The organism is Pollutibacter soli, from assembly GCA_029269725.1.
GTDB lineage: Bacteria > Bacteroidota > Bacteroidia > Chitinophagales > Chitinophagaceae > Pollutibacter > Pollutibacter soli.
This window is the reverse complement of sequence record JARJHS010000001.1, coordinates 848,135-863,899: the sequence shown is the minus strand read 5'-3', so window position 1 is coordinate 863,899 and position 15,765 is coordinate 848,135. Positions and strand designations below refer to the sequence as shown.

Annotated in this window: 15 protein-coding genes; 4 read left to right on the top strand and 11 right to left on the bottom strand. The window is 42.2% G+C overall.

The features are described from left to right. Positions 1-138 precede the first annotated feature (138 nt). The 8 genes from P2W82_RS03610 to P2W82_RS03575 form a co-directional block, all read right to left on the bottom strand. Complete coding sequence (locus P2W82_RS03610; RefSeq protein ID WP_336514472.1) at positions 139-849, bottom strand: LytR/AlgR family response regulator transcription factor; 711 nt, start codon at positions 847-849, stop codon at positions 139-141. After that, the gene (locus tag P2W82_RS03605) at positions 849-1,886 is read right to left on the bottom strand and encodes a sensor histidine kinase (protein ID WP_336514471.1); all 1,038 of its coding nucleotides are present in this window, start codon (positions 1,884-1,886) and stop codon (positions 849-851) included. Before P2W82_RS03605 ends, P2W82_RS03610 begins: the two co-directional genes overlap by 1 nt. Before the next feature lie 127 nt (positions 1,887-2,013). Continuing rightward, positions 2,014-2,424, bottom strand: a complete 411-nt coding sequence (locus tag P2W82_RS03600) for an RrF2 family transcriptional regulator (RefSeq protein WP_336514470.1) — start codon at positions 2,422-2,424, stop codon at positions 2,014-2,016. Between the two features lie 86 nt (positions 2,425-2,510). Further along, entirely contained in the window at positions 2,511-3,227 is a 717-nt protein-coding gene (gene dapB, locus P2W82_RS03595) for a 4-hydroxy-tetrahydrodipicolinate reductase (protein WP_336514469.1), read from the bottom strand. A 50-nt stretch (positions 3,228-3,277) separates the two neighbouring features. Further along, on the bottom strand, positions 3,278-3,970 hold the full coding sequence (locus tag P2W82_RS03590) for a DUF5683 domain-containing protein (protein ID WP_336514468.1): 693 nt from the start codon (positions 3,968-3,970) through the stop codon (positions 3,278-3,280). 2 nt (positions 3,971-3,972) lie between these two features. Further along, positions 3,973-4,893 (bottom strand): ParB/RepB/Spo0J family partition protein, encoded by a 921-nt coding sequence (locus P2W82_RS03585; RefSeq protein ID WP_336514467.1) that lies wholly within the window; start codon positions 4,891-4,893, stop codon positions 3,973-3,975. After that, positions 4,886-5,698, bottom strand: a complete 813-nt coding sequence (locus P2W82_RS03580) for a ParA family protein (protein WP_336514466.1) — start codon at positions 5,696-5,698, stop codon at positions 4,886-4,888. The genes P2W82_RS03585 and P2W82_RS03580 overlap by 8 nt, the downstream gene beginning before the upstream one ends. Before the next feature lie 27 nt (positions 5,699-5,725). Next, positions 5,726-6,406: a metal-dependent hydrolase gene (locus tag P2W82_RS03575; RefSeq protein WP_336514465.1), complete on the bottom strand. Its 681-nt coding sequence runs from the start codon at positions 6,404-6,406 to the stop codon at positions 5,726-5,728. Positions 6,407-6,591: 185 nt separating this feature from the next. Here P2W82_RS03575 and P2W82_RS03570 point away from each other — a divergent pair, with 185 nt between their 5' ends. The 4 genes from P2W82_RS03570 (at position 6,592) to lon (ending at position 12,490) form a co-directional block, all read left to right on the top strand. Next, positions 6,592-7,839 carry a metallophosphoesterase gene (locus P2W82_RS03570; RefSeq protein WP_336514464.1) on the top strand — a complete coding sequence of 416 codons (1,248 nt, stop codon included), beginning with the start codon at positions 6,592-6,594 and terminating at the stop codon, positions 7,837-7,839. Between the two features lie 89 nt (positions 7,840-7,928). Continuing rightward, positions 7,929-8,906 carry a hypothetical protein gene (locus tag P2W82_RS03565; protein ID WP_336514463.1) on the top strand — a complete coding sequence of 326 codons (978 nt, stop codon included), beginning with the start codon at positions 7,929-7,931 and terminating at the stop codon, positions 8,904-8,906. 81 nt (positions 8,907-8,987) lie between these two features. Beyond that, positions 8,988-9,590, top strand: coding sequence for a porin family protein (locus P2W82_RS03560; RefSeq protein WP_336514462.1), 603 nt, complete (start codon positions 8,988-8,990; stop codon positions 9,588-9,590). A gap of 488 nt (positions 9,591-10,078) precedes the next feature. Further along, positions 10,079-12,490 carry an endopeptidase La gene (gene lon, locus P2W82_RS03555; protein ID WP_336514461.1) on the top strand — a complete coding sequence of 804 codons (2,412 nt, stop codon included), beginning with the start codon at positions 10,079-10,081 and terminating at the stop codon, positions 12,488-12,490. Between the two features lie 288 nt (positions 12,491-12,778). On the opposite strand, the gene bioB is transcribed toward lon, so the two are convergent. The 3 genes from bioB to P2W82_RS03540 are packed head-to-tail and all read right to left on the bottom strand — an operon-like array spanning position 12,779 to position 15,761. Further along, the gene (bioB, locus tag P2W82_RS03550; RefSeq protein WP_336514460.1) at positions 12,779-13,756 is read right to left on the bottom strand and encodes a biotin synthase BioB; all 978 of its coding nucleotides are present in this window, start codon (positions 13,754-13,756) and stop codon (positions 12,779-12,781) included. A 33-nt stretch (positions 13,757-13,789) separates the two neighbouring features. After that, positions 13,790-14,899: a M42 family metallopeptidase gene (locus P2W82_RS03545; protein WP_336514459.1), complete on the bottom strand. Its 1,110-nt coding sequence runs from the start codon at positions 14,897-14,899 to the stop codon at positions 13,790-13,792. Between the two features lie 28 nt (positions 14,900-14,927). After that, complete coding sequence (locus P2W82_RS03540; RefSeq protein WP_336514458.1) at positions 14,928-15,761, bottom strand: UbiA prenyltransferase family protein; 834 nt, start codon at positions 15,759-15,761, stop codon at positions 14,928-14,930. Positions 15,762-15,765: the final 4 nt, after the last annotated feature.

Genomic DNA, 15,765 nt, shown 5'->3' with positions numbered 1-15,765 from the left:
GGTTGACCTGAATTTGTCTGTTGCCCGCTTTAAAATTAGCGATACATCGAAATTTATTTTGCCATTGTGAAATTATAGGCTGCATGCTGCCCGCTGCCTGTTGCCTTTTGTGAACTAATAAACTGCAACTATCAACGCCTACTGTCTGTTCCCCAGCAACGCCTGCAGTTCATCCCGGTAATTATCACTAACAGGAAGTTCCAGGTCATTTAAAAAAACGCTGCTTTTACGGACGGCCGTAATAGCGGAGACGGCAACGATATAAGATTTATGGATTCGGAGAAATTCCCTGGCGGGAAGCAAATCTTCGATATTCTTCATGGTAAACCTCGTAATAATTGGTTTTGAAGAACTGAACAAGTTGATGCGTATATAGTCTTTTAATCCTTCGATCCAACGGATATCACCGATCACTACTTTCAGCATACTGTAGTCAGAAGGAACAAAAATAAAATCAAAAGTTTGAGTAGATTTTCCGGCAGCTGCGGTTTTCAGCGAATGTAATTCTTTTGCTTTCTGACAGGCTTTGATGAATCTTTCCAATGGCACAGGTTTTACCAGGTAGTCAACAACGTCCTGGTTAAAACCTTCAAGCGCAAATTTTTCATATGCCGTAATCATAATGATCATTGGCTTTTCGCGCATGGAACTGATCCATTGAAGGCCCGTAATGCCTGGCATCTGTATATCGAGAAAAATAAGATCTACCGTGTTTTTTTCCAGCACAGCCATGGCTTCCATAACATTATTGCAACTTGCTACCAGTTCCAGGTAAGGGACTTTGCTGATATTATCTTCCAGCAATTCAAGCGCTAGAGGCTCATCATCTACTGCTATACATCGGATCATCAGTGCAGTTTGACTTCAAGTAAGATAGTAAAATAATCGTCTTTCGTATCAATTTTCAGCGAATGTTGATTTTGGTAAAGCAGATTCAGTCTGCGTTTGACATTGGTCAACCCAATGCCTGAAGATTTATCTTTTATCTCGGAGCTTTCCGGATTGAATTTATTCTTTACTGTGAAATAGAGTATACCCTTATCCACATTCAGATCGATATGAATCATAGCATTCATGATCATACCAGTGCCGTGTTTAAAAGCGTTTTCCACAAACGGGATAAGCAACATCGGCTCGATCTCATAAGCTTTATCAAAGGGTGAAACATTCACCTGCACATGAACATTTTTCCCAAATCGTTGCTGCTGCAGATCGATATAACTCTGCAGGTATTCTACTTCTTTTTCCAGTGGAACTTTTTCTTCATCAGCTTCATATATCATATAACGCATCAGCGAGGATAATTTGATCAATGAAGGTTCCAGCAGATCTGATTTTTTCCTCGCAAGCGCCACCATATTATTTAATACGTTGAACATAAAATGCGGACTGACCTGCGAACGTAGTAATGATAATTCTGTTTTTAAATTTTCGGTTAGTTTCTCTTTATTTTTTCTGTCAGTCTCCTCCCGATCCCGTATTAATTGATACATTGTACTTACTGCGAAGTAAAAAATATATACCAGGCCCATGATGATGAAATGGCCAACCCATGCGAAATACTCCTTCGGCGTAAGCAGGTCGTGCATCAGTTTTCCCAACAGCAACGTAGCCAGGTAAATCGCTACATGACAAGCTGTAAAAACGGCAAATTTTTTCTGGTAGAAATATCGTGGTATTAAAAAGAGCGCATTGAAATAAAATATAAAAATCCATGACAGAAATCTTACTACATAGGAAGTCATATAGCCAGGATCAGCAAACCTGTTTGCTGCTTCTTTTGGATTTGGACCTCGTAATAAAAACGGAAGTGAGAAAATAAAAACCCACACGACAACGTGAAGGAGTACTGTAAACCATTTTTTACTATACCATGGAGATTCCATCCGCTAAATTTAGCAGGATTTCCGGTTGATTGGCGTGATGAACGGAAATGTTGCGACGAATGGGGAGATATCCGAGAGGAATAATGCGTTGAACGTTAAACGTAGAACGTGAAACGTTCTACGTGAATTACTTTTTCGCCAGATCAGCCACCGTCTTCTTCTCCAGTATCTTCAGTTCAGCATCACGTACGAGAAGCATTGTATCGTGAAGACCGCAATTTTTCTCATCGCAGTTTTTGCAGCGTTCGTAGAAGTAAAGGCTCACACAGGGAAGCATCGCAATCGGTCCGTCGATTTTGCGTATGATGCGTGCGAGTGGAATTTTTGATGGGGGAAGTTTCAGAAAATATCCGCCGCCTTTCCCTTTTTTGCTGTCGAGAATACCATCATTCTTTAGTTCAAGAAGGATATTCTCCAGGAATTTGAGTGGAATATTTTTCTTTTTCGCAATCTCGGAGATAAGAATAGGCCCGTCATTCTGATGTTCCGCGATATACATCAGCGCTTTAAATGCGTATTGGGTCTTTTTATTCAGCATGAAGTTTTCCCTATGTTATTATCGGACAAATTACGTTTTTTATGTTAAACGTTCAACGTTATACGTTCAACGTTATACGTTTAACGTCAGATTCCTAATACTTCCTTCATCCCAAAAACTCCTTTTTTCCCAGGCAGAAACTCAGCGGCCAGCACAGCACCGAGAGCAAATCCGTTGCGACTGTGAGCAGTGTGTATGATCTCGATATCATCAATCGCCGAGTGGTACCGGATATGATGAGTGCCCGGGGCAGGATCAATTCGTTCGCTCGTGACTGATAGCTCATCCGGATTTTCAGTATCGCGATTAACCCAGTATTTTTTGCTTCTGATATTCGCCAAAACTTCTTCAGCCAGGGTAATGGCCGTTCCGCTGGGGGCATCTTTTTTCTGCGTATGATGTACTTCTTTTAATGAAACATCATACTCCGGATGAGAAGCCATCAGTTGCGCAAGCTTCTTATTCAATTCAAAAAATATATTAACGCCAACACTGAAATTACTTGCATATAAAAAGCTTCCATCGAGCTTTTTTGTGAGATTGACAATTTCATCAAACTTATCAAGCCAGCCTGTCGAACCACAAACGAGCGGCACCGATTTTTCGATGCATTTTTTCACGTTCTCAAAAGCGCTGTGTGGCCCGGTGAATTCTATTGCCACGTCGGTGTTTTCCGGAGAGAGATTGTCCCAGGCTTCAGGATTATCAAGATCAATTTTGTGAGATATTCTATGCCCCCTGGAAATCGCAACCGATTCAATGGTTTTGCCCATTTTCCCATAGCCGATCAACGCAATATTCATACTGTCAACCTTATTTTTTTGAAGCGTGAAAGTAACAAAGAAAAAAGAAATCAGCGACCGGCAGAATATCCATTACCAGGTCTTTTCCCGATATTCAGTACGATACTTAGCCCGTTGGTATTGGCCATAGGAGAGTAGCCGGGTTTTATCCTGATGGAGAGATCATCGTTTACGTTAAAATCTTTAAGGTGACCATCCACGGCAGCATCTACAACGTTCAGCCCCCAGAGGATCAGAAAAGCAATCACCGAATAATCCATATTTCTTCTGAAGTCATCCCGGTATACCCGCAGAGATTCTGTAGATAAAGGTTGCAATTGAGGATCAATATTGGAGAAGTTGGCAGTATCTTTTGTATACTTTACGGTATATGCATATCGCGTTTTCTGGTACCAGTTCAGGTTATAAGTGAATGTTACCACGGGCACTGCAAGCGCACCGTAGACAATCGGGATCTTCCAGTATTTTTTGTTGTACGCCTGTCCCCAGCCAGGGATAATAGCAGATCGCAGTGCCGCTTTGGAAGCCGGTGATCTTTTTTTAGCCGTATCGATTTTTGAACTGATGATCGTGTCACCACGGAACCGGAGAGAATCCGGAGTCTTTACATTTTTTTTCAGCGAGTCAGTCGTTGCAATAACAGCCAGCGTATCCAATGGAATCACCTGTGCTTTCAGGCTGATGGTTCCGAGGGATGCAAATAAAATCAGCAGTAGACAACGAAAGAGAAATTTGCTGAACATGATCAGTTGACGGTTACCTTCATCTTTTCGAGAAGGGCATTCAGTTCTTCGAGCGAATAGTAATCGAACAGAATCTGACCATGCCCCTTTTTCTGGTGAACGAGTTTAACTCTCGTGCTGAAATGAGAAGCTAAATTATCTTCAATTTTTTTGAAAGCCGGTGCCAGCGTGGGTTTTACGGTTTTTTTAACAGGCTTTCCATCCTGGTAAAGATTGCGCACCAATTGTTCTGTTTGCCTTACTGACAATCCTTTATTTTGTATTTCATGAAAAACATATAATTGTTTTTCAACTTCGTCTACATTAATGATCGCTCTCGCATGACCCATGCTCAGACTTCCATTACGAACCGCAACAATTATTCCCGGAGGTAATTTCAGCAACCTGATGTAGTTGGTCACCGTACTTCTTTCCTTACCCATGCGCTCCGCCACCTGTTCCTGTGTGAAATTAAGCTCGTCCATGAGTCGCTTATAACTCAACCCGATTTCAATTGCGTTGAGATCCTGGCGCTGGAGGTTCTCCAGTAAAGCGAGTTCCAGTAATTGTTGATCATTGGCTTCACGGATATACACCGGCGCATCCTTGAGGCCTGCAAGTTTTGCTGCACGCAAACGTCTTTCACCTGCAACCAGGCGGTAACGGCCACCCGCAGTTTTTACTACGGTAAGCGGTTGAATAATATCATGCAGTTTTATGGATGCAGCCAATTCCTTCAATGCAGTTTCATCAAAATCCTGCCTTGGCTGTTTGGGGTTGGTATCTATTTCTTCCAGGGGAACGCGGCTCATGCCCAACGTTTTCTGTACTACTTCTTCCTTAAGCGCTCCGGCAGGGGTTTTAAGATCAGTATCTATGCTTTGCAGCAATGACCTGATACCTTTACCGAGCGCATCCTTCTTATTCGTCGGGTTACTACTCATCATTCAGCGTTAAAATTCTTTCTGATTGCTTTATCCGGGTCATGTTATTCTTCTGCAGAATTTCCTTTGCAAGGTTAAGGTAATTGATCGCACCCTTGCTGTCTGCATCATAAAGAATAGCTGGTTTACCCACACTAGGAGCTTCACTCAGCCTCGTATTTCTATGTATGATCGTATCAAAAACCATTTCTTCAAAATGCCTGCGTACTTCATTTACCACCTGGTTGCATAACCGAAGACGGCCGTCATACATCGTCATTAAAATTCCTTCAATTACCAGCTCCGTATTTAGTCTCGACTGTACTATTTTGATTGTATTCAATAATTTCCCTAAACCTTCCAATGCGAAAAACTCCGCCTGTACGGGTACGCATACGCTATCTGAAGCAACAAGCGCATTTACCGTGATCAGACCCAGGGAAGGAGAACAGTCAATGATGATGAAATCGTATTCATCTTTTACGTCACCAAGAATTCCCTTAAGTACAGATTCCCTTTGCGGATGACTGATCATTTCAATCTCGGCACCTACGAGGTCGATATGTGAAGGGATAACAAAGAGATGTGGGATTTCTGTTTTAAGAACCACTTCGCGGGCCTTTACATCATTGATCATGCAATCGTAAAGACTCTGCTGAATATTATGCAAGTCAAAACCAACACCAGTTGTACTGTTGGCCTGAGGATCGGCATCTACAAGCAATGTTTTATACTCCAGCACAGCCAGACTGGCAGCGAGATTGATCGCTGTAGTCGTTTTTCCGACCCCACCTTTTTGATTTGCGATGCCTATAATTCGCCCCATGTATTCGAAATATTTTCAGATAAATTTTTAAAGATCCATCCCGCTTCCAATTTCCGGGAGGATTAATTCAAGTCCGTTACGATTGAACAATTCAAATGCCTTGTCCTTATCGAGCTCTATCGTCCCCCAGGTGTTATAATGTACACCAATTACTTTGTGGCAACTGAGCATATGTGCTGCTCTCACTGCATCTTCGATACCCATCGTGATAACATCGCCAATCGGCATAACAGCGTAATTCAACACTGCAAATGAAGGTATCAGTTGCATGTCAAGACTTAATCCGGTGTCTCCACTATAATAAAGATTTCCCTCCTGCGATTTTATCACAAAGCCCATCGCCGTACCCCCGTAGCTCCCATCAGGAAAACTGGAAGAATGCTGAGCAATCACACATTTAAGTGTTCCGAAATCAAAGTCTGCTTTACCGCCGACATTCATCGGAAAGATCTTTTCAAATCCTTTCTTTTTGAAATATTCATAAATTTCCCAATTGGTAATGATCGTGGCATCGGTGCGTTTAGCAATTGCTTCCGCATCAGCAAGGTGATCAAAATGTGCATGGGAAATCAGGATGAAATCAGCCGGAACCGTCTGAGGATCTATCGCTTTCGCCAGTTCATTCGGTGAGATGAAAGGGTCAAACAGAAGGTGCTTACCTCCAATCTCCAGCGCAAAACAGGCATGTCCGTAATATATAAATCGCATTCCGTTGAACTTCCTTAAAATGTTGGCTAACAAAGATATCGCACTGTACAGTCGCAGATCATACGATACAGAGCAGGTTTTTCTGCTCGTCCTGACAGGTTGACAAAATTACGCTATCGGCACCATTTTAGGGAACAATATATCCACAATAGTTCAGCCCTCCAATCAAAGACAACTAACATTTTATGCGTCGACTTCTTGGCTCCGGAATTTTTGTTCTGATCATACTTCTGATCGACTGGTATGTTTTCCAGTCGGTAAAACTGGTAAGTCAGCATCTTTCTATCAGGTGGAAGACGATTATTTATGGAGCTTACTGGGCGGTTACAGTTTTGGTAGTCGCCTTTATTTTGTTAGGACCTGTGATCAATTTTGATAATATACCGAAGCTGCTTCGAACCTATTTACTGGCAATTGTGATTGGCCTTTTCCTTGCAAAGTTTGTAGCGTCTATCGTTTTTATAGTGGATGATCTTCGTCGTCTGGTACAGTGGGGTGGAGGAAAATTGTATTATGGACTGGTGGCGGATGAAAAGTTTGAAGGTCTCAGTATCAGCCGTTCTGTTTTCCTTTCGTGGCTGGGCCTTGCTGTCGGCGGCAGCTTATTCGGAAGCCTGCTGTATGGATTCGGAAACAAATACAAATACAGAATTGAAAGGTTGAAACTGAGTTTTAAAGATCTTCCGGAAGCTTTTAAAGGAATGAAGATTGTTCACATTTCCGATATCCATTCCGGAAGTTTCACTGATGTCAAAGCCGTTGAAAAAGGAGTGAAAAAAATCCTTGAAGAAAAGCCCGACCTGATTTTGTTTACCGGTGACCTGGTGAATGATCGGGCAGCGGAAATGGATGAGTATATCGAAGTCTTTTCACAACTCACTGCACCGCTTGGTGTATTCAGCACACTCGGTAATCATGACTACGGCGACTATAAACCATGGAAAGATGCTGATGAAAAAGTCGCGAACCTGAATCAGTTGAAAAAAATTCATGCAGACATGGGATGGAAGCTGATGATGAATGAACACGTTCCGCTCGAGAAAAACGGAGAAAAGATCGCATTACTCGGTATTGAGAACTGGGGCGCGAAAGGAAATTTTCCAAAATACGGGCGCATGGCTGATGCCTACGCGGGTACAGAACAATATTCATTTAAAATTCTCATGAGTCATGATCCGAGCCACTGGGATGCTGAGGTGAGAAAAGCCTTTAAGGATATCAATCTTACGCTAAGTGGTCACACGCATGGCATGCAGTTCGGAATTGAAATTCCCGGCTTCCGCTGGAGTCCGGTTCAGTATATGTACAAACAATGGGCAGGTCTTTATGAAGATGATCACCAGAAGTTGTATGTCAATCGCGGATTTGGCTTCCTGGGCTATCCGGGCAGGGTGGGTATTCTTCCGGAAATAACTGTCATTGAACTGGCCTGACCGGCACTTCATCCAATAATAAATTTTTACTGCCGTTAAACCCCGGTAGTTACCGCCCGTCTGAGGCTCTGAAAACTGCAGGGAAACTTATGAAAATGGTCGCTTTACTCGTGGTGATGATGGGTTTGAATATATCCGTCTTCTCTCAAACAGATAGTTTATCGGCGACTAAGGATTCAATTGAACTGGACATGGATCTTCTGAAAGATTTCAAAGCCATGCTTGATTCCATCAGCAACAAAACAAATTTTTTCTCTGTAAGTATCTCTGGTGGCAACCGGTTATTCAGTCTGAAGAACAACAATTTTAATGCTCAGCAGCCAGAGAACCGACTTGCAATAACACCATCGGTTTTTTATTATCATCATTCCGGATTCGGTATGAACGCGACTGCCTATTTCAGCAAACTGGATGGCAAGTCGCAATTCTATCAATATGCTTTTACTCCCTCATATGATTATCTGAAAGGAAAAGCAATTGCTTTCGGAATTTCATATTCCTATTATCTCAAAGAAAAAAAGCTTGAACAATATGCTACGCCCTTCAGTCATGAATTATTCGGCTATATACAAACGAGAAAAGGCTGGCTACGCAGCGGTTTCTCCATCGGATGGGGAAAGGGACAGTATGTAGAAGTACGTCGGCTGGATACGGTTATTTTTACCATACCCCGAAGCATAACCGATACCACCACTGTCGGCCTCCAGGATTTTTCCTTTACCGCTTCTGTGTCTCACCCGTTCGAGTGGAACGGATTGTTTAAACCGATAGATGGACTTTCCGTAATCCCTCAGCTCATGTTGGTGGCAGGCGCACAGCACTTCGACGTCAGCTCAAGTAAAAGATTAACCAGTTCACGCAAATTTGTGACCATCAGCAGAAACTATATTTCTTCAGATCAGGAGAATACCGGTTTGAGAATTCAGTCGGCAGCTTTCGCACTCAGTGTTTCCTATTTCATAGGTGGATTTTCCCTTACACCAAATTATTTTATCAGCTATTATTTCCCCGAAACTGATCGTCCGTTCAGTAATATTTTTTCGCTCACAGCAGCGTATATGTTTTAACAATTGCCTGTTTAACAAATAATTGGAACGATTTTTTCCTGTATTCTGGCAGTTGTTGCGTTATAACTGAAATCAACGAACATGAAAAGATTAATCAGCCCATCGATAATTATCATTCTGCTGTTCTCTGTTTCTGTCCCTGTTTCTTCTTTTGCCCAGGGTTTGAAGTTTGGAATCAAAGCAGGTGCGAGTATGTACAAAATTGACGGCACATCTTTCAAAGACGAATTCCGTTACGGTTATCATGTCGGTGGAGCAGTTGAAATAATGCTTGGCGAAAAAATCGGAATTCAACCAGAAGTGTTGTTCAATCAAAGTAATGTACAAACGGGCTATGCATTTGATACACTTTATCATTCCATCAATGCCGGAATGGTGAAAGATGTAAAATTGAATTACATGACAATTCCTGTTTTGTTAAACATCCGACCAATACCTCTTCTCTCATTTCAAATCGGGCCCCAGTTTGGTATACTGATGTCAAAAGAAAAGTCATTACTGGAAGATGGAAAATCTGCATTCAAAAGCGGAAACTTTTCCATGGTGGGAGGAGTACAGTTGAATATCAGTTTTATTCGCGTGTATGGTCGGTATGGTATCGGATTGAATAATCTGAACGATATCGATGGTAGAGATAAATGGAAAAGTCAGACAGCTCAGTTTGGAGCAGCTGTCATGTTCTAAAAAAAGACGGGAGACGGTGGACAGCAGATGTTAGTAGTCATAGAGGGCGACATTAATCATTGCACTAGTCGGACAAAATATTTGCCTTTAAATAATTAGTTCCCGGATTATTTAGTCGGAAATTTGTTATTAGTTAAGGTGTTCAATGTTTGTCCTGGATATTGATTTCGGATCTGAATACCGTTGACAAGTATTAAAAAGATTACTTGTCACACATGTTGAATTTTGGATATATAAGATATTTACTTTTCGCTGCTGATCATCGTTCTTATACCATCTGCTTTCTAAAAATTTCTGCCGTCTACCTCCACCATCTGCTGTCTGCGTAACACAATAATTTTCTTAGCCCTCTTTACAAAATATCTCAGCAGATTAAGCGATTTTAATTCGGCTCTGATGGCTGGCACCAAACTTGACTAACTATAGTTCCTTATAGTTTTATTAGAGTTTTACCTAAAAAGTGACAGCCTGACGTTAACCAGAGGATTATGAACAAAAGCTCTGTTTTTTTTACCCCGGAGGAAGATATTGATTACATGCCGATCATCCCGCTGAACGACCAGGACGGCGAAAATGCAGATGACACGGCCATTCCAGCTGAACTACCGATACTACCGCTTCGAAATACGGTGTTGTTTCCCGGTGTTGTGATTCCGATCACCGTGGGGCGCGATAAATCCATTAAGGCTGTAAATGAAGCATATAAGACTGACAAAATGGTGGGTGTGCTGTCACAAAAAGACAGTAATATCGAAGATCCCGCTTTTAAGGATCTTGTTAGCCTGGGTACTGTAGCCCGCGTGATCAAAATGATCAGGATGCCCGACGGTGGAACCACTGTGATCATCCAGGGGAAGCGACGCTTTGAAGTGGAGGAGGTTGTCACAGAAGAGCCATTTTTCAAAGCGAAAATTAAAGTCGTTGAGGAAGATGATATCAAAAACGATCAGCAGTTTGACGCTACCGTTAGTTCGATTAAAGACCTGGCCGGACAAATTATACAACTCTCTCCGAATATACCTGCAGAGGCAGCGATCATCCTTAAGAATATTGAGAACCCTTCCTTTCTTGTACATTTTGTAAGCAGTAACCTGAACAGTGAACTTGCCGAAAAACAGCAATTGCTGGAGATGAAGGATACGCGTGCCCGCGCGGAAACGTTGCTGCATATGTTACAGAAGGAACTGCAGTTTGCGGAATTGAAAAATAAGGTTACAACGAAAACCAAAACAGAACTCGATAAACAGCAGCGCGAATATTTTCTGCAGCAACAGCTGAAGAGTATTAAGGATGAGTTGGGTGGAGATGCGAATGATCGTGAGCTGCAGGAAATGAAGAAAAAAGCCGAGGCAAAGAAATGGCCACAGGCTGCAAAAGATCTTTTTCAGAAAGAGATCGAAAAGCTGGAGCGTATGCATCCGGGTACTCCGGATTATTCCATCGTGTTTAATCATGTTGACCTGCTGCTCGATCTTCCATGGGAAGAATATACCGAAGATCACTACGATCTTAAAAAAGCAAAGAAAGTTCTTGATGCAGATCATTATGGTATGCATAAGATCAAAGAAAGAATACTCGAATATCTTGCTGTATTAAAGCTGAAAGGAGATATGAAGAGTCCGATCCTTTGTTTTGTTGGTCCTCCGGGAATTGGAAAAACATCCCTGGGTCGTAGCATATCAAATGCGATCGGAAGAAAATATGTAAGACTGAGTTTAGGCGGTTTACATGATGAAAGTGAAATCCGCGGACACCGTAAAACGTATATCGGTGCGATGCCTGGCAGGGTGGTACAGTCGCTGAGAAAAGTAAAATCCTCCAACCCCGTAATGATCCTCGATGAGATTGACAAAGTGGGCAAAGATCAGCGCGGCGATCCTTCTTCTGCATTGCTTGAAGTTTTGGATCCTGAGCAGAACAACACCTTTTACGATAACTATCTCGAACTCGAGTATGATCTGAGCAAAGTGTTGTTCATTGCTACTGCAAATGATATCAACAATATTCAACCGGCGCTTCGTGATCGTCTTGAAATTATAGAGCTTAGTGGATATGCTGTCGAAGAAAAAGAAGAGATCGCAAAAAGGCATTTGTTCCCCAAGCAAAAAGAACTGCACGGGTTGAAGAATGTCCCTTTGAAAATAAACACTCCTGTACTTGAAGATATCATAGAAAACTATACACGCGAGAGTGGTGTTCGTGAACTGGATCGTCAGCTGGCATCCATTATGCGGGCTACTGCGAGGGAATATGCTGAAAAAGGAAAGGTAAAACCCACCATCACTAATAAAGATGTTCAGCGTATCCTGGGTAAACCGAGATACAATAACGAGATCTACAAAACGGCGAATATGCCTGGAGTGGCTGTTGGTCTTGCATGGACGTATGTTGGCGGTGATATTCTTTTTATCGAGTCAAGTCTTAGTGATGGTAAAGGTGAAATGAAACTGACGGGAAACCTTGGAAATGTGATGAAGGAGAGTGCTTCAACTGCATACACCTGGCTTCAAACTAATGCGAAGAAACTGGGTATCGATCCTGAATTATTTCAGAAAAAGAATGTACATGTGCATGTGCCCGAAGGTGCTGTTCCGAAAGACGGGCCCAGTGCAGGTATTACGATGATGACATCCATCGCATCGGCACTCACCGGTAAAAAAGTAAAACCTTATTTCGCGATGACAGGTGAGAGTACGTTACGCGGACAGGTCCTTCCCGTTGGTGGGATCAAGGAAAAAGTTCTTGCAGCAAAGCGTGCGGGGTTAAAGGAAATCGTTCTTTGCTGGCAGAATCAACGTGATGTCGACGAGATCAATACAGGATTCATCAAAGGTATCAAATTTCATTACGTAAAGACGATGCAGCAGGTGTTTGAGATAGCGTTGAACGGTGAACGTTAAACGTTAAACGTTGAATGCTGAACGTAAAACGTTAGCCCTTGCGGTGAATGGAAGTATATTGTTTTGTGAGAAGCACAAATGTTCCGATGGGATAAGATTCAGGATTTGAATCGGTTGCTACAAACGTTCGCAATAAAAGTATGTTCCGTAGGAGCATATTGTGCCATGGAGACAAACAATAATTGATTGATTGATATCAGGAATTTTCCTGCAATTCAAAATATCTGACTCTGGATCTTTTGAAACTTCGCACCGGATAAGCCTGCGTTTAACGTTCAACGTTATACGTTAAACGTGCATGGTTTCCTTAAACGCCGCCCTGGGTTTCAATCCAAACAATTCAAACATCGAATGGTCATCGTCAAAAGATGGATTGGGCGTAGTCAACAATTTATCACCGGCGAATATGGAGTTGGCTCCTGCCATAAAACAAAGCGCCTGGTCTGACAAACTCATCTCTGTTCTGCCTGCGCTTAGGCGTACCATCGCTCCAGGCATAAGGATCCTCGCAGTCGCAATCATCCTGACCATATCCCAGATATTTACTTTGCCCTGGTTTTCCAGCGGTGTTCCTTTTACTGCCACGAGTGCATTGACCGGAACTGATTCGGGATGTTCCGCCATTGTACTCAGCGTATGCAGCATTTTGATGCGGTCTTCATGCGTTTCGCCTAAACCTACAATTCCGCCACAGCAAACGGAAACACCTGCTTTGCGCACATTATCTAATGTTTTCAAACGATCATCATAAGTGCGGGTAGTGATAATCTCAGAATAGTATTCGTCAGAGGTATCAAGGTTATGATTGTATGCGTACAATCCAGCATCAGCGAGTCGTTGTGCCTGGTTTTCAGTCAGCATACCAAGAGTACAGCAAACTTCCATTCCAAGCTTATTCACCTCTTTCACAAATTCAATCACTCTATCGAAATCACGATTGTCGCGAACCTCTCTCCAGGCAGCGCCCATACAAAACCGTGTTGATCCTGCTTCAGCAGCTTTTCTGGCATAAGAAATAACTTCATCAGTCTGCATTAATGCATGCACGTTTACACCAGTATGATATCGAGCTGCCTGGGGACAATAAGCGCAGTCTTCTGAACATCCGCCGGTTTTCACGGATAGCAGCGTACAGACCTGCACCTCATTACTTTCCTGGTATTCGCGATGCACAGTAGCAGCACGATACACGAGTTCAAGCAGGGGAGTATTATAGATATCTTTTATTTCGTTGAGGGTCCAGTCATTCCTGATTAATGATGCCATAATCTTCTGTTGATACTATTTGAGGGTTGAAAACTAAAAATAACTAAGATTCGTTTTAGGTGTAATACCCAGCACCGTATCATACATCAGCCTGATGGTATTTTCAATATCATCTTTATGGATCATCTCAACAGTGGTATGCATATAACGCAAAGGAATCGAAATCAACACAGAAGGACATCCGTCATTTGCGTATGCGAATGAATCTGTATCCGTACCTGTTGAACGACTCACTGCGCGAAGCTGTACATGAATGTTTGATTTGTCTGCTGTTTTTCTTACATAATCAAGCAGTTTATTGTGAACCGCCGGCCCGAATGCAAGTGAAGGACCTTTGCCGCATGCCACGTCACCTTCGATGATTTTATTAACCATCGGTGTGGTGGTGTCATGGGTCACATCAGTAATGATCGCGACATCTGGTTTTATCCTCCTGGCGATCATTTCCGCACCACGCAATCCCACTTCCTCCTGCACGGCATTTACAACGTATAAAGCAAATGGTAATTTCTTTTTATTTTCTTTGATCAGCCGCGCAACTTCTGCAATCATAAAACCACCAATGCGATTATCCAATGCGCGGCCAATGATATAATCGTATGCAAGTTCATCGTACCCTTCTTCATAGGTAACTACTGCACCGATATGGATACCAAGAGCTTCAACATCCTTCTTATTTCTTGCGCCGCAATCAAGAAACAGATTTTCCACTTTGGGCGCGGGCTCTTTTGTTTCCGGATTACTTAAACGTGTATGTATAGCCGGCCATCCGAAAACTGCTTTCACCGGTCCTTTCTTTCCATGGATCAGTACTCTTTTTGCAGGGGCGATCTGGTGGTCAACGCCGCCATTTCTTTTTAAATAGATCAGGCCTTCACCGGAAATATAATTGACAAACCAGCTGATTTCATCAGCATGAGCCTCTATAACGACCTTGAATTTTTCCTGTGGATTTATAATCGCTGAGGCTGTGCCGTAAGGATCGGTCATAATCTCATCAGCGTAAGGCTTTACATATTCAATCCACAATTTTTGCCCCCAACTCTCGAAACCCGTGGGCGATGGATTATTGATATACTCTCTTAAAAATTTCCATGATTTATCATTCGTGATTTTCTTCGATGCCTTTGGAGGTTTTGCCATAGTTAAATAGAATAAGTTTCAAAAATAATCAAAAACCAATCAGTAACGTCAGCAGGGAACTGAACATCATCATCCCGTCCAATATAAAATAATACAGATAATCAGAGAAATGATTGCGGGCATAATTGTAAAGCAGTGCAACAATGATTCCTGGTATCAACATAAGCATCACATCGACTCCCTGCCAGCTTTTAAAATACAGGAGGGTAGTTACTATTATAAACAATAGTGCAGACCCGTAGAAAAATATTGCGAGCGTTGAACTGTTTACATTTACCGGCAGGCTGCTCAATCCGTTTTTCCGGTCATCTTCATGGTCACGATAATCAAACAATATACAAATGCAATAGATCAGGAAAAATCTGCTCAAAACAAACAGAAACTGCTCCTGCGTATAAGGTATCTCATTCACCAGGAAATATAGTACGGATGTCACATACACCCATACTGTCGTAAGAAAGAGCGTTTTTGCAACTGCAATTTTATTGAGCCGACTGAATATTGGAATTTTTGGTGCGGAATAAATGAATGTAATAAACACTATAAACCCAATCGGGAGCCAGTGTTTCATCAGCGGAATAAAAAAAATAATGGAGCCCGCAATACCGATCATGAGCATAACTAATAACACGCCCCGATGTTTCAGGGTCCAGTCGCCACGTTGGGAAGTCCCTGGTTTTGGACGTGTAAGGAACCAATGAAAATTATAACTGACTAGGGTAGACGAAACAATAAAATAAAGAAAAGTGGAATTGTGTTTTCCTCCGGGGAAAAATTGCATGGTCTGCATCACCATTAATGCAGCACAAACGGCAATATAAATATTTGAGAAGAGTAAGAAATTGAATATCCTTTGAAGCACGGCG

What these genes read in the sequence shown, in the direction of transcription:
- P2W82_RS03610 (WP_336514472.1), bottom strand. Translation starts at nt 849, where the DNA reads ATGATCCGATGTATAGCAGTAGATGATGAGCCTCTAGCGCTTGAATTG.
- P2W82_RS03605 (WP_336514471.1), bottom strand. Translation starts at nt 1,886, where the DNA reads ATGGAATCTCCATGGTATAGTAAAAAATGGTTTACAGTACTCCTTCAC.
- P2W82_RS03600 (WP_336514470.1), bottom strand. Translation starts at nt 2,424, where the DNA reads ATGCTGAATAAAAAGACCCAATACGCATTTAAAGCGCTGATGTATATC.
- dapB (WP_336514469.1), bottom strand. Translation starts at nt 3,227, where the DNA reads ATGAATATTGCGTTGATCGGCTATGGGAAAATGGGCAAAACCATTGAA.
- P2W82_RS03590 (WP_336514468.1), bottom strand. Translation starts at nt 3,970, where the DNA reads ATGTTCAGCAAATTTCTCTTTCGTTGTCTACTGCTGATTTTATTTGCA.
- P2W82_RS03585 (WP_336514467.1), bottom strand. Translation starts at nt 4,893, where the DNA reads ATGAGTAGTAACCCGACGAATAAGAAGGATGCGCTCGGTAAAGGTATC.
- P2W82_RS03580 (WP_336514466.1), bottom strand. Translation starts at nt 5,698, where the DNA reads ATGGGGCGAATTATAGGCATCGCAAATCAAAAAGGTGGGGTCGGAAAA.
- P2W82_RS03575 (WP_336514465.1), bottom strand. Translation starts at nt 6,406, where the DNA reads ATGCGATTTATATATTACGGACATGCCTGTTTTGCGCTGGAGATTGGA.
- P2W82_RS03570 (WP_336514464.1), top strand. Translation starts at nt 6,592, where the DNA reads ATGCGTCGACTTCTTGGCTCCGGAATTTTTGTTCTGATCATACTTCTG.
- P2W82_RS03565 (WP_336514463.1), top strand. Translation starts at nt 7,929, where the DNA reads ATGAAAATGGTCGCTTTACTCGTGGTGATGATGGGTTTGAATATATCC.
- P2W82_RS03560 (WP_336514462.1), top strand. Translation starts at nt 8,988, where the DNA reads ATGAAAAGATTAATCAGCCCATCGATAATTATCATTCTGCTGTTCTCT.
- lon (WP_336514461.1), top strand. Translation starts at nt 10,079, where the DNA reads ATGAACAAAAGCTCTGTTTTTTTTACCCCGGAGGAAGATATTGATTAC.
- bioB (WP_336514460.1), bottom strand. Translation starts at nt 13,756, where the DNA reads ATGGCATCATTAATCAGGAATGACTGGACCCTCAACGAAATAAAAGAT.
- P2W82_RS03545 (WP_336514459.1), bottom strand. Translation starts at nt 14,899, where the DNA reads ATGGCAAAACCTCCAAAGGCATCGAAGAAAATCACGAATGATAAATCA.